Annotated in this window: 10 protein-coding genes and 1 other RNA gene; 5 read left to right on the top strand and 6 right to left on the bottom strand. The window is 65.1% G+C overall.

Annotated features, from left to right (window positions below; translation table 11 throughout):
• Nucleotides 1-68 precede the first annotated feature (68 nt).
• From WDZ97_RS09520 to WDZ97_RS09495, 6 genes are all read right to left on the bottom strand, one after another.
• Nucleotides 69-1,391 (bottom strand): diguanylate cyclase domain-containing protein, encoded by a 1,323-nt coding sequence (locus WDZ97_RS09520; RefSeq protein WP_304006966.1) that lies wholly within the window; start codon nt 1,389-1,391, stop codon nt 69-71.
• Nucleotides 1,392-1,730: 339 nt separating this feature from the next.
• Nucleotides 1,731-2,093, bottom strand: a transfer-messenger RNA (tmRNA) gene (gene ssrA, locus WDZ97_RS09515).
• 31 nt (nt 2,094-2,124) lie between these two features.
• Nucleotides 2,125-2,784 carry an HAD-IA family hydrolase gene (locus WDZ97_RS09510; RefSeq protein ID WP_304006968.1) on the bottom strand — a complete coding sequence of 220 codons (660 nt, stop codon included), beginning with the start codon at nt 2,782-2,784 and terminating at the stop codon, nt 2,125-2,127.
• Nucleotides 2,777-3,484: a bifunctional 2-polyprenyl-6-hydroxyphenol methylase/3-demethylubiquinol 3-O-methyltransferase UbiG gene (gene ubiG / locus WDZ97_RS09505; RefSeq protein ID WP_425762578.1), complete on the bottom strand. Its 708-nt coding sequence runs from the start codon at nt 3,482-3,484 to the stop codon at nt 2,777-2,779. The genes WDZ97_RS09510 and ubiG overlap by 8 nt, the downstream gene beginning before the upstream one ends.
• A 132-nt stretch (nt 3,485-3,616) precedes the next feature.
• A complete protein-coding gene (locus tag WDZ97_RS09500) occupies nt 3,617-4,360 on the bottom strand; it encodes an OmpA family protein (protein WP_304006972.1) in 744 nt (247 codons plus the stop codon).
• A gap of 140 nt (nt 4,361-4,500) precedes the next feature.
• Nucleotides 4,501-5,832, bottom strand: coding sequence for a TRZ/ATZ family hydrolase (locus WDZ97_RS09495; protein WP_425762577.1), 1,332 nt, complete (start codon nt 5,830-5,832; stop codon nt 4,501-4,503).
• Between the two features lie 177 nt (nt 5,833-6,009).
• Here WDZ97_RS09495 and gyrA point away from each other — a divergent pair, with 177 nt between their 5' ends.
• Genes gyrA through WDZ97_RS09470 form a run of 5 tightly spaced genes read left to right on the top strand, consistent with a single transcriptional unit; the run spans nt 6,010 to nt 12,783 of the window.
• Nucleotides 6,010-8,619, top strand: a complete 2,610-nt coding sequence (gyrA, locus tag WDZ97_RS09490) for a DNA gyrase subunit A (protein WP_304006976.1) — start codon at nt 6,010-6,012, stop codon at nt 8,617-8,619.
• Nucleotides 8,620-8,627: 8 nt separating this feature from the next.
• Entirely contained in the window at nt 8,628-9,713 is a 1,086-nt protein-coding gene (gene serC / locus WDZ97_RS09485; protein ID WP_425762576.1) for a 3-phosphoserine/phosphohydroxythreonine transaminase, read from the top strand.
• Nucleotides 9,714-10,814, top strand: coding sequence for a prephenate dehydratase (pheA, locus tag WDZ97_RS09480; protein WP_425762575.1), 1,101 nt, complete (start codon nt 9,714-9,716; stop codon nt 10,812-10,814).
• Nucleotides 10,811-11,908, top strand: coding sequence for a histidinol-phosphate transaminase (gene hisC / locus WDZ97_RS09475; RefSeq protein WP_425762574.1), 1,098 nt, complete (start codon nt 10,811-10,813; stop codon nt 11,906-11,908). Before pheA ends, hisC begins: the two co-directional genes overlap by 4 nt.
• Complete coding sequence (locus tag WDZ97_RS09470; RefSeq protein WP_425762573.1) at nt 11,905-12,783, top strand: prephenate dehydrogenase; 879 nt, start codon at nt 11,905-11,907, stop codon at nt 12,781-12,783. Before hisC ends, WDZ97_RS09470 begins: the two co-directional genes overlap by 4 nt.
• Nucleotides 12,784-12,796 lie beyond the last annotated feature (13 nt).

Here is a 12,796-nt window from a genome sequence, read left to right as displayed (position 1 = left end):
CGATGACGATTCAGTATGCGCACACGCATGCTGCAACGCAACAGCGCGGCCGCGGCTGCAGAACGAAGTCAGGACGAACGGTAACGGCGATACTGTCCGCGGCCGGCGCGCTTGGCGTCGTACATCGCCTCGTCGGCACAGTCCATCAGGGCAGCCGAGTTGTCGGCGTCGTCCGGATAGAGCGCGATGCCGATACTGGCACCGATGTGCAGCGTGTGGCCGCTCACCTCGAAGGCGCTGCCGAGCGTACCGACGATACGTGCCGCAAGCTGGGCGCAGGGCTGCGGCTCGTTGTCCAGCAGCGGCATCAGCACGACGAATTCGTCGCCGCCCAGTCGCGCAACGGTGTCCTCGCCGCGCAATTCGCGCTGCAGCCGATCGGCCACCTCCTTCAGCAACAGATCGCCGACGGCGTGCCCGTGTTCGTCGTTAACCTCCTTGAAGCGATCGAGATCGACGAACAGGAGACCGACGCGCGCCATGCGCCGCTGCGCCTGCTTGAGCGCCTGCGCCAGACGTTCGAGCAGCAGCGCGCGGTTGGGCAGGCCGGTCAGCGCGTCATGACTGGCACGACGCATCAATGCTTCGTCGGCCAGGCGTTTCTCGGTGACATCGACGAAGAAGCCGGCCAGACAGCGGCGATCATCGATATCGATCAGGTTGTGCGTGATGTCGGCGTGAAAGAGCACCCCGTCCTTGCGGCGCATCAGCGCACCTTCGAGGCGGCCGCTCTCGATGCCGGCGCAGCGCGCGAACTGCTCCACGTTGGCGGGATACAGTTCCGGAGGCTGCAGATCCCGCCATTCAAGCGTGCGCATCTCGTCTCTTGAGTAGCCCAGCATGGCACACAGCGCGGGATTGGCGTCGACACAGCGACGGGTCGCCACGTCGACGATCAGGATGCCTTCGGCCGACGTGGCGAACAGGATTTCCGAGCGACGCAGCGACTCGCGGAGCCGGCGTGCCGCCTCGGCGGCACGCAGCACGAAACGGATGCGATGCGGCAACAGGGTCCAGCTGATCGGTTTGGTCAGGAAGTCGCTCGCGCCGACGGCAAAGGCACGTTGCACGGATGCGGCATCGTCGCTCGCCGTCATGATGATGATGGGGCAGGTATCTTCCCCGCCCAGTTCACGCATGCGGGCGCAGGTTTCGTAGCCGTCGGCACCCGGCATATGCACGTCCAGCAGCGCCAGATCGGGCGGCGCCTCGCGGAATGCCTCGATCGCGGCGAGGCCGTCTGCCACGGCGTGCATCCTCATGCCGCGTGTGGACAGCACCTTGTTCACCATCAGCGGGATGATGGGATCGTCGTCGGCGACAAGGATGATCGGCGACTCGTCGTCCGTCCTTTCGAGGTCAATGTCGGGGTTGTGTTGCTCGCCGTGCATTCCGGGCGCTCTCCGCATATCTGTTCCAGGGTCTGGAAGAAGCCCGCACGCTGACCGGGCTGCACGCGCGTGCGGCGCGCCAGCGGCTGGCTTCATCGCCGCCGGCATAATCCGCTCCAGGGTGGATATTCGGCCGGAAGACCGGACGGCGCAACCGTGCGAGCGCTCCGGATGATGCGAAGTGCACATACGAAGGGGTTCCGGGTGGCTGTCCCGGACGGGTACCGCGAGCAAGGGCGCCCGACGCCGGTCGCGGAGACGAACTCCGTCACCGCGTCCCGATCACGGTGCGATCAGGCAAGAAAAAGGGCCCGGAACGAGGTCCGAGCCCTGATATGGTGGTGGAGGCGGCGGGAATCGAACCCGCGTCCGCAAGCCCTACACAGACAGTTCTACATACTTAGCCTGGCCATTTGATCTAGCCCGTCACCCGCCGACCCGGCAGGCTGATGAAAGGCGATCCGCTTGATTTTCGTGATGCACCACGCGGCGGAGTGCATCCTTACTTTAGCTGTTAATGGCGCTGCGACCGGTTGCCCGGCCCGACCCGCTAATCAGTCGGTGCAGCGTCCGGCCTTAAGCGGCCAGAGCGTAAGATTCGTCGTTGGCGACTATCTAATTTTCGGTTGGATTTACGAGGTACTCCGACCCTCGGTATGCCCTGCGCTGCTTCGCGACCCACGTCGAGACCAGGTCGCCCCCAGTGAGCGATAGATGGTACCACCTCGATCGATTACAAGAGGGGCAGAAGTTCGAGCGGGTGATGGATGGTGTGGTCGGCGCCCCACTCGCTGTGGTGGCGGGCGCAGCCCAGATAGCCGAAGGCTGCGGTGACCGAGCGCATGCCGGCAGCGCGCGCCGCCTGGATGTCGCGTTCGTCGTCGCCGACGTAGATGCAGTCCCCGACCTCGACGCCCAGTTCGCTCGCTGCCAGGCGCAAACCTGCCGGATCGGGTTTGGGCACCGGCACGCTGTCGCCGCTGACAATGCTCGCGGCACGCTCGTGCAGGCCAAGTTCGCGCATCAGCGGCACGGTGAAGCGAGCAGCCTTGTTGGTCACCACGCCCCAAGGAATGTCGGCCTGTTCGAGCCGGGTCAGTACTTCGCCCATGCCGTCGAACAGCCGGGTATGGACGCAGATCGCCGACGCGTAGAGCGTCAGGAATCGGTCCGCCAGTTCTGTGTAGCCAGCATCTTCCGGCGTCACGCCGAAACCTGCGCCGATCAGGCCGCGGGCACCCGCCGAGGTATGCGGGCGCAGGGTATCGGCAGGAAGCTCGGGCAGACCGCGTTCGATGCGCAGACGGTTGAGTGCGCCGCCGAGATCGGGCGCGGTGTCGGCCAGCGTGCCGTCCAGATCGAACAGCACGCCGCGTGTGCGCGGCTCATTCATCACGTACGCACCGCATCAGGTAATTGACCGCAGTGTCCTTGCCGAGCGAGTAGACCTTGGTGAACGGGTTGTAGCTCATGCCCATCAGTTCAGCTTCGCGCAGTCCGGCGTCGCGCGCGTCGCGCGCCAGTTCCGACGGCTTGATCATCTTTTCGTATTCATGGGTGCCGCGCGGCAGCAGGCGCAGCACGTACTCGGCGCCGATCACCGCGAAGAGCCACGATTTGGGATTGCGGTTCAGCGTCGAGAAGAACACCGTGCCGCCGGGCCGTACCAGTGTCGCGCAGGCGCGCACGATGCTGGCAGGATCGGGCACGTGCTCCAGCATTTCCATGCAGGTCACCACGTCGTACTGAGCGGCGCGCGCCCGGGCATGGTCCTCGGCCGATTCGAGCAGGTACTCGACGCGGTTCCCGCTTTCCAGCAGGTGCAGGCGCGCGACCGACAGCGCCTTCTCGCCGAGGTCGATACCGGTCACGCTGGCGCCGCGCACCGCCATGCTCTCGGCGAGGATGCCGCCACCGCAGCCGACGTCAAGCACGCGCTTGCCGGTCAGGCCGACGCAGCGGTCTATCCAGTCCAGGCGCAATGGATTGATGTCGTGCAGCGGCTTGAACTCGGACTCCGGATCCCACCAGCGGTGGGCGAGCTCCGAAAATTTCTCCAGTTCGAGCGGGTCGGCGTTCTGATGTGTCGTCATGAGCGAAAGGACAGTCTGGCGTGCGCGAGGTTTCACGACCGGGGTAACGATAGTAATGCCGCAATCCGGTTGGCGACGGGCGAAAAAAAGCCCTGCACGAATGCAGGGCTTTTGACGAGATCGGGAACCCGATTACTTCTGGGTACCAATGATCTCGATTTCAACGCGACGATCCGGCTGCAGGCAGTCCACCAGCTTCTTGTTGCTGCGGTGTTCCTTGCCCATCTTCATGCAGCTGTCGCCGGTCACCGGCTGGGCTTCACCCTTGCCTTCGGTGTAGACGCGGTTGGCTTCAACGCCCTTGCTCACCAGGTAGTCCTTGACGGCGGCAGCGCGCTTTTCCGACAGGGTCTGGTTGTACTTGTCCTTGCCGATGCGGTCGGCGTGGCCAACGGCGATGATGACTTCCAGGTCGATCGAGCTCAGCTTGCTGACCGCGTCGTCGATCTTGGACTTGCCTTCCGGACGCAGCGTGGCCTTGTCGAAATCGAACAGGGCGTCAGCCGACAGGGTGACCTTCTGGGCAGCGGGCTTCGGAGCCGGGGCAGGTGCCGGCGCGGGTTCGGCAGCCTTCGGAGCCGGTGCGGCGACAGGAGCGGGCTTCTCGCAGACGTCCTTCGGCAGCAGATCCTTGTCGCAGGCGCAACCGACTTCCGGGATCGAGGCAGCGTAGGCCGGCGTCCAGTAACCGGTTCTCCAGCACAGGCCGTCGGCGCTGCGGGCGACGACGCCACGGGCGTCGATCACGTAGGGAATGTGGGCCTTCATTGCCGGGTCGACCTTGATGTCTTCCATGGCCGACACGTTGGAGGCGAAACCGGCCGTGGCGGCCAGCAGGGCGATGAGCAGCGGTTTTTGCGTCAGTTGTTTGAGCATGATCCCCTCTTATAAAACTTGAAGCGGTTGTCAACCGGCCTGCCCGCCTGTCTTGGACCTGACAGGCAAAACTGGCGGCAAACACACGTAAGACTGTGGTGTTGCCGGGCAGCGATGCATAAAAACAAGGCCGCAAGCCGTTATAGAGCCACCTGATTTTGCCACAGGCGCGCACGTGCCTTCAAATCGTTGTTGTGCAGGTGCAACAAGCTTCCATTCTCCACGCGCGCTTCTCCTGCGACCCATACATCGGTCACGTGTTCCCGGCCAGCAGCATAGACAAGATGCGAAACGGGTGAGTAGCAAGGGCGTGTCGTTGCGTCGTCGAGACTGACTGCGCACAGGTCAGCACTCTTGCCGGGGCGGATGGAACCTGTTTCAGCATCGATGCCCAGCGCGCGGGCGCCGCCTAGTGTTGCCATGTGCAACAGGTGTCCGGCTGCAAGGGCGGCCGCGTCGCCAGAGGTGAGCTTTGCCAGGAGTCCGGCGTGCCGCATCTCCTGGAACATGTCCAGCCGGTTGTTGCTGGCGGCGCCGTCGGTGCCCAGCCCGACATTGACGCCGGCCGCAGCCAGCGCGGCGGTCGGGCTTGCGCCGCTGGCCAGCTTCATGTTCGACGTCGGACAGTGCGCCACGCTGGCGCCTTCGCGGGCGAGCAGGGCGATGTCGTCGTCGGTCAGGTGCACCGAATGAACGGCGATCAGGTTGGGGCCGAGGAGGCCAAGCCGGCGCAGTCGCTCGAGCGGGCGCACGCCATGCTGCGCGATGCCCTGTTCGATCTCGTCAGCGGTTTCGTGGATGTGCATATGGACTGGCAGATCCAGTTGCTCGGCCAGTGTGCGGACGCGTTCGAAAGTGGCGTCTGAAACGGTGTAGGGCGCGTGCGGCGCCAGCGTGAAGTGCAGTAAAGGTTCGTGCTTGAAGTGATCGCGCACGGCCAGCCCTTTGCTGAGGTACTGATCGGCGTCCGCCGCCCAGGCGCTCGGGAATTCGAGTACGACGATGCCCAGCGCCGCGCGCATGCCCGCCTCCAGCGCCGCTTCGGCCGCTGCATCAGGGAAGAAGTACATGTCGCTGAAGGTGGTGACGCCACCGCGGAGCATTTCGGCGCAGGCGAGCAGGGTGCCGTCGCGCACGAAGTCGTGGCTCACGTGCTTCTGTTCGGCCGGCCAGATATGTTCGGTCAGCCAGCGCATCAGTGGCTGGTCATCGGCGTAGCCACGCAGCAGGTTCATCGCGGCGTGAGCGTGCAGGTTGATGAGTCCGGGAATGAGCACATGCTCGCCCAAGGTGTGCAGCGTGCGCGGCCGGTAGCGGCGGCGCGCCTCGTCCGACGGCAGCAGGTCGGCGATACGCCCGTCCTTCACCGCAACGGCGTGATGTTCGAGTACGACGCCGGCCGGCTCGACCGGGATGACCCAGCGGGCTTCGATCAGCAGGTCGATGTCGGTCTGGGCTTCGTGGCTCTGCATGGCAGACGGATTCGGCTCTCTGGATTCAGGTGGCGCAGTGTAGTCCGGCGGCTGCCCGCTGAGGGCCCCGAGGTCGATGCAAGCGCATGTTAAACTTGCGGTTTGGCTGAACAAACCGGCGGTTTCCAACGCGCCGGGTTCATTTCAACAGACAGCCGACGTCCGCCCGATCCCCCGATGACCACATCTTTTGCCAAGGAAACACTGCCCATTTCGCTCGAAGACGAAATGCGGCACTCCTATCTCGATTACGCGATGAGCGTGATCGTCGGCCGCGCGCTGCCCGATGTGCGCGACGGCCTGAAACCTGTGCATCGACGCGTGCTGTTCGCGATGCACGAAGCGAACATCACCCACAGCCGTCCTTACGTGAAGTGCGCGCGCGTGGTCGGTGACGTGATGGGTAAGTATCACCCGCACGGCGATTCGGCGATTTACGACACGCTGGTCCGGATGGCGCAGGACTTCTCGCTGCGCTACACGCTGATCGACGGTCAGGGCAATTTCGGTTCGGTCGACGGCGACAACGCGGCGGCGATGCGTTACACCGAGTGCCGTCTGGACAAGATCGCGGCTGAACTGCTGGCCGACATCGACAAGGAAACGGTCGATTTCGGGCCGAACTACGACGGCAAGGAGCAGGAGCCGCTGGTCCTGCCCAGCCGCATCCCCAATCTGCTGATCAACGGCAGCGCCGGCATCGCGGTCGGCATGGCGACAAACATTCCGCCGCATAACCTCGGCGAGGTGCTCGACGCCTGCCAGCTGCTGCTGAAAGAGCCGGAAACGACGATCGAGCAGTTGATCGACATCGTGCAGGCGCCCGATTTCCCGACCAGTGGCCTGATCTACGGGCTTTCGGGCGTACGCGAGGGCTATCTGACCGGTCGCGGCCGCGTCGTGATGCGCGCACGCACCCATTTCGAGGACATCGACCGCGGCAACCGTCAGGCCATCATCGTCGACGAACTGCCGTATCAGGTGAACAAGAAGACCCTGCTCGAGCGCATCGCCGAGCTGGTGAATGAGAAGAAGGTCGAAGGCATCTCCGACATCCGTGACGAGTCGGACAAGTCCGGCATGCGCGTGGTGATCGAGCTGAAGCGCGGCGAAGTGCCGGAAGTCATCCTGAACAATCTGTACAAGCTGACCCAGCTGCAGGACACCTTCGGCATGAATATGGTGGCGCTGGTCGATGGCCGCCCGCGTCTGCTGAACCTGCGCGACATGCTGGACTGCTTCCTATCGCATCGGCGCGAGGTGATCACCCGCCGCACCGTGTTCGAACTGCGCAAGGCGCGCGAACGTGGCCACGTGCTGGAAGGCCTGGCTGTTGCGCTGTCCAACATCGACGAGATCATCGCGCTGATCAAGGCATCGGCTTCGCGTGCGGAAGCGCAGGTGGCGCTGATGGAGCGTGCCTGGAAGTCGCCGCTGGTCGACGAAATGCTGGCCCGCGCTGGCGCCGAATCCTTCCGTCCGGATGGGCTGGACGCCGCCTTCGGCTCCTTCGCCGACGGCTACCGCATGTCGGACGCGCAGGCCAAGGCCATCCTGGACATGCAGCTGGCCCGCCTGACGGGGCTGGAGCAGGAAAAGATCATGTCGGAGTACAAGGAGGTGATCGAACAGATCATCGACCTGCTCGACATCCTGGCCCGCCCGGAGCGGATCAACTGGATCATTTCCGACGAAATGCGCCAGATCCGCGAACAGTTTGCCGACGGCCGCAAGTCGGAAATCATCGTGCACACGCAGGATCTCGGCATCGAGGACCTGATCGCGCAGCAGGACATGGTGGTCACGCTGTCGCACGGCGGCTACTTCAAGCGACAGCCGCTGGCCGATTACCGCTCGCAGAAGCGCGGTGGGCGCGGCAAGCAGGCGGCGGCGGTGAAGGAAGACGATTTCGTCGACCAGCTCTTCGTCGCCAACACGCACGACTACATCCTGTGTTTCTCGAACCGGGGCCGTGTCTATTGGCTGAAGGTGTACGAGGTGCCGGAGGGCTCGCGCAATTCGCGCGGCAAGCCCATCGTGAACCTGTTCCCCCTGTTCGATGGCGAGAAGATTACCGCGGTGCTTCCGGTCAAGGAGTTCGACGAAGATCACTACATCTTCATGGCCACCGGTCGCGGTACCGTGAAGAAGACGCCGCTGGCCGACTTCGGCAACCCGCGCAAGGCCGGCATCATCGCCGTCGACCTCGACGAGGGCGACGCGCTGATCGGCGTGGCGATCACCGATGGCTCGGACGACATCATGCTGTTCTCCGACGCCGGCAAGGCGGTGCGCTTCGCCGAAGCCGACGTGCGCCCGATGGGCCGTACCGCGCGTGGTGTGCGCGGCATGATGCTGGAGGACGGCCAGAGCGTGATCTGCATGCTGGTGTCGAAGAACGACGAACTGAGTGTGCTGACTGCGACCGAGAACGGTTATGGCAAGCGCACCCGTGTCACCGAATACCCGAAGCACGGCCGCGGCACCAAGGGGGTCATCGCGATCCAGACGAGCGAGCGCAACGGCGGCGTGGTCGGCGCGGTGCTGGTCGAGCCGACCGACGAAATCATGCTGATCTCGACCGGTGGCGTGCTCATCCGCACCAAGGTGGTGGACATCCGCGAAATGGGGCGCTCGACCCAGGGCGTCACGCTGATCAACCTCGATGACGGCACGCTGCTGGCCGGTCTGGAAAAGGTGATCGAGAGCGACAGCGAGCAGGACGCCGAAGCGGATGCCGACATCGATACCGACGCGGACGCCGCAGCCGGCGAGGGCGAGGAATAGGAAGGGCGATGCGTGCGCGCGCATACAACTTCGGCGCCGGTCCGGCCATGATGCCGGACGCGGTGATCGAACGTATCGCGCGCGAATGGCAGAACTTCCGCGGCGAAGGCTATTCGGCGATGGAGCTGGGGCATCGCAGCGAGCACTTTGCCGAGATCCACGCCCGCGCCAAGGCCGACCTGCGCGAACTGCTGGGGGTGCCGGCTTCGCACCACATCCTGTTCCTGCACGGCGGCGCTACACCGCATTTCGCGATGGTGCCGCTGAACCTCGCCCAGCCGGGGCAGAGTGCGGATTACATCCACACCGGCTACTGGTCGGACAAGGCGATCGCCGAGGCAAGTTCGCTGGTGAACGTGCGCATCGCGGCGAGTGCCGCGGCCAGCGAGTTCGACCGCGTGCCCGAGCGCGCCGGCTGGCAGCTCGACCCGGCGGCGGCCTATGTACACATCTGCGCCAACGAAACGATAGGCGGCGTCGAGTTCGCCGACTATCCGGACACCGGAGACGTGCCGCTGGTGGCCGACATGTCGTCCAACATCCTGTCGCAGCCGCTGGACGTCGCGCGTTTCGGCCTGATCTATGCCGGTGCGCAGAAGAACATCGGCCCGGCCGGCCTGGCCATCGTCATCATCCGTGACGACCTGCTTGGCCGCGTGCGCAGCGGCGTGCCGTCGGTGATGAACTACGCGCGGCACGTCGAGTGGGATTCGATGTACAACACACCTGCAGCCTTCGCCATCTGGGTGGCGGGGCTGGTGTTCGAGTATGTGAAAAAGGAGGGCGGCGTCGCCGAGATGGCGCGCCGCAGCGCGGCCAAGGCCCGATGCATCTACGACGTGCTGAACGCCTCCCGGCTGTACACGAACCGTATCCAGCCCGCCTCGCGCTCGCGCATGAACGTGCCCTTCTTCCTGCGCGAGCCGCGACTGGAAACGCGCTTTCTCGACGGTGCGCGCCGGCGCGGCCTGCTGAACCTGAAGGGTCATCGCGCGACCGGCGGCATACGCGCGTCGCTCTACAACGCGATGCCGCTCGACGGCGCGCGCGAGCTGGCTGAATACATGACTGAATTTGAACGCAGACACGGTTGAATGATGGCCTCCGATCCGAGCTCGAACGACGAACTACTGAAACTGCGCGACGCCATCGATGCGATCGATACCCAGGTGCTGCAGCTCATTTCCGAGCGGGCACGCCACGCGCACCGCATCGGCGAAATCAAGCACGGCAACATCTACCGCCCGGAACGAGAGGCGCAGGTGCTGCGCCGGCTGGCAGACGACAATCCGGGCCCGCTGCCGCCGCAGGCGGTGAAGACGGTGTTCCGCGAAATCATGTCGGTCTGTCTGGCGCTGGAACAGCCGCTGACCGTCGCCTTTCTCGGACCGGTCGGCACTTTCTCGGAGAGCGCGGCGCGTCGCCATTTCGGTTCCGCTCCGACCTTCCTGCCGCACGCCACGATCGACGATGTGTTCCGTGCTGTCGAGTCGGGCAACGCGTCCTACGGCGTCGTGCCGGTCGAGAATTCGACCGAGGGCGCGGTCGGTCGCACGCTGGACATGCTGCTCAGCACGACACAGATGGTGTGCGGCGAGGTGATGCTGCGTGTCGAGCAGAACCTGATGACGCGCGATACCTCTCTGAAGGACATCCGCTGCGTCTACTCGCACGCGCAGTCGCTGGCGCAGTGCCACGAGTGGCTGAATCGCAACCTGCCCGGCGTGCCGGTGATCGCGGTGGCCAGCAATGCCGAGGCGGCGATCCGTGCGACGGAGGAAGAACGCGCTGCGGCGATCGCCGGCGAGGCGGCCGCGGCCGCCTACGGCCTGAAGATACTTGCGGCGAACATCGAGGACGATCCGGCCAATACGACGCGCTTCCTGGTGATCGGCGAACACGATGCCGGCCCGTCCGGTCGTGACAAGACCTCGATGATCTTCACCGTGCAGAACAAGTCGGGCGCGGTCGTGCGTCTGCTTCAACCGCTGGCCGAGCAGGGCGTCAGCATGACCAAGCTGCAGTCGCGCCCGGTGCGCGGTTTCGGTAATGGTGGCTGGCAGTACGTCTTCTATGTCGATATCGAAGGTCACCAGAGCGAACCTGCGGTGAGCGAAGCACTCTCACGCATCCGTGCCGAGGCCGGATCGTTGAAGGTGCTCGGTTCCTATCCCGTTTCCGTGAGCAGTTCATGAGCGTCTTCGATCGCGCTTCGGCGCACATCCGTTCGATTTCCCCTTACCAGCCGGGCAAGCCGATTTCGGAACTGGCCCGCGAGATGGGGCTGGACGAAGCGGGCATCGTCAAGCTGGCGTCCAACGAGAATCCGCTGGGCATGAGCGACAAGGCAAGGGCCGCTGCGCTGGCTGCGATCGCCGACGTGCCGCGCTATCCGGACGGCAACGGCTTCGACCTGAAGCAGGCGGTTTCGCGGCATCACGATGTCGCGATGAACCAGATCGTGCTCGGCAACGGCTCGAACGACATTCTCGAAATGGTCGCCCGCGCGCTGCTCGGTCCCGGCAGCAGCGCCGTCTATTCGAAACACGCGTTCGCTGTCTATCCGCTGGCCACGCTGGCAGCGGGGGCCACCGGCATCGAAGTGCCGGCGCTCGACTATGGCTGCGATCTCGACGCGATGCGCGCGGCAATCCGCGACGACACGCGCGTCGTGTTCATCGCCAATCCGAACAATCCGACCGGCACCTTCATCGAGGCTGGCGCGCTGGAACGTTTCGTCGCCGCCGTGCCGCGCGACGTGCTCGTGGTGCTGGACGAGGCCTACAGCGAGTACCTGCCCTCACATCTCGCCTACGACAGCGCGCGCTGGCTTGACCGTTACCCGAACCTGCTGGTGTCGCGCACCTTCTCCAAGGCCTACGGCCTGGCCGGTCTGCGCGTCGGCTACGGCATCGGTCAGCCGGATGTGATCGACCTGCTCAATCGGGTGCGTCAGCCCTTCAACGTCACCAACGTCGGTCTGGCGGCAGCCGTCGCCGCATTGGCGGACCAGGACTTCGTGCGCCGCTCGGCCGAGCTGAACGCGGCCGGCCTGAAGCAGATGGAAACCTTCTTCGACGCGGCCGGCATCGGCTACATCCGCTCCTACGGCAACTTCATCGCTTTCCGCGCCGGTGACGGTGCAGCCGTCAACCGCCGGCTGCTGGAGCAGGGCGTCATCGTGCGGCCGATTGCCGGCTACGCGATGCCCGAGTGGCTGCGGGTGTCGATCGGGCTGGAAACCGAGAACGCGCGCTTCATCGATGCGCTGAAAAAGGCGCTGGCGTGAGTGACGTACTGATCGGACGTCTGGTCGTCGTTGGCGTCGGCCTGATCGGCGGCTCCTTCGCCGCCGCGCTGCGCCGGGCCGGCCAGGTCGGTGAAATCGTCGGTGTTGGCCGCAGCGCGGACAGCAAGCGCGAAGCGCTCGAACTCGGCCTGATCGATCGCGCGGAATCCGACTGGGCCGCTGCGCTCGCGGGCGCCGACCTGGTGCTGCTGGCGATGCCGGTCGGCCAGATGGACGCTGTCATGTCGGCGATCCTGCCTCACCTCCCGGCGCACACGGTGGTCACCGACGCCGGAAGCACCAAGGGCGACGTCGTGGCGGCGGCCCGCCGCTGCTTCGGCGAGCGCGTGGGTCAGTTCGTACCCGGGCATCCGATCGCCGGCGCCGAAAAGAGTGGCCCGCAGGCGGCGCGTGCCGACCTGTACGAGCGGCGCCGCGTCGTGCTGACACCGCTCGCCGAGAATGGCGGCGCGGCCATCGAACTTGTGCGCCAGGCCTGGCTGGCCTGCGGTGCGCTGCTGACGGTCACTACGCCGGAGCACCACGACCGATGGCTGGCGTCGGTCAGCCACCTGCCGCATCTGCTGTCCTTCGCGCTGGTGTCGGAACTGGCTGCACGCCCGAACGCCGAAGAGATCTTCAATCTGGCGGGTGGTGGCTTTCGCGATTTCACGCGCATCGCCGGCAGCCATCCGGAGATGTGGCGCGACATCTTCTTCGCCAACCGCGAGGCGCTGCTGACCGAACTGAGCGCTTACGAAACCGAACTTGCACGCTACCGCGCGCTGATCGAATCCGGCGATGCCGCTGGCCTCGAAGCGTTGATCGGGACCGCGCGAGAAGCACGTACCGCCTGGGCGCAACGCCAGGGCTGAACACAACACGAGG

The sequence above is a fragment of the Methyloversatilis sp. MC4-4 genome (genome assembly GCF_049843555.1).
Taxonomy (GTDB): Bacteria; Pseudomonadota; Gammaproteobacteria; order Burkholderiales; family Rhodocyclaceae; genus Methyloversatilis; species Methyloversatilis discipulorum_B.
Note: the sequence above shows the minus strand (reverse complement) of the source record. Positions and strands in the feature narration are given on the sequence as shown.

Coding starts and splice junctions, on each gene's coding strand:
- pheA (WP_425762575.1), top strand. CDS start 9,714: ATGATGGCCTCCGATCCGAGCTCGAACGACGAACTACTGAAACTGCGC.
- WDZ97_RS09500 (WP_304006972.1), bottom strand. CDS start 4,360: ATGCTCAAACAACTGACGCAAAAACCGCTGCTCATCGCCCTGCTGGCC.
- hisC (WP_425762574.1), top strand. CDS start 10,811: ATGAGCGTCTTCGATCGCGCTTCGGCGCACATCCGTTCGATTTCCCCT.
- gyrA (WP_304006976.1), top strand. CDS start 6,010: ATGACCACATCTTTTGCCAAGGAAACACTGCCCATTTCGCTCGAAGAC.
- ubiG (WP_425762578.1), bottom strand. CDS start 3,484: ATGACGACACATCAGAACGCCGACCCGCTCGAACTGGAGAAATTTTCG.
- serC (WP_425762576.1), top strand. CDS start 8,628: ATGCGTGCGCGCGCATACAACTTCGGCGCCGGTCCGGCCATGATGCCG.
- WDZ97_RS09520 (WP_304006966.1), bottom strand. CDS start 1,391: ATGCACGGCGAGCAACACAACCCCGACATTGACCTCGAAAGGACGGAC.
- WDZ97_RS09495 (WP_425762577.1), bottom strand. CDS start 5,832: ATGCAGAGCCACGAAGCCCAGACCGACATCGACCTGCTGATCGAAGCC.
- WDZ97_RS09510 (WP_304006968.1), bottom strand. CDS start 2,784: ATGAATGAGCCGCGCACACGCGGCGTGCTGTTCGATCTGGACGGCACG.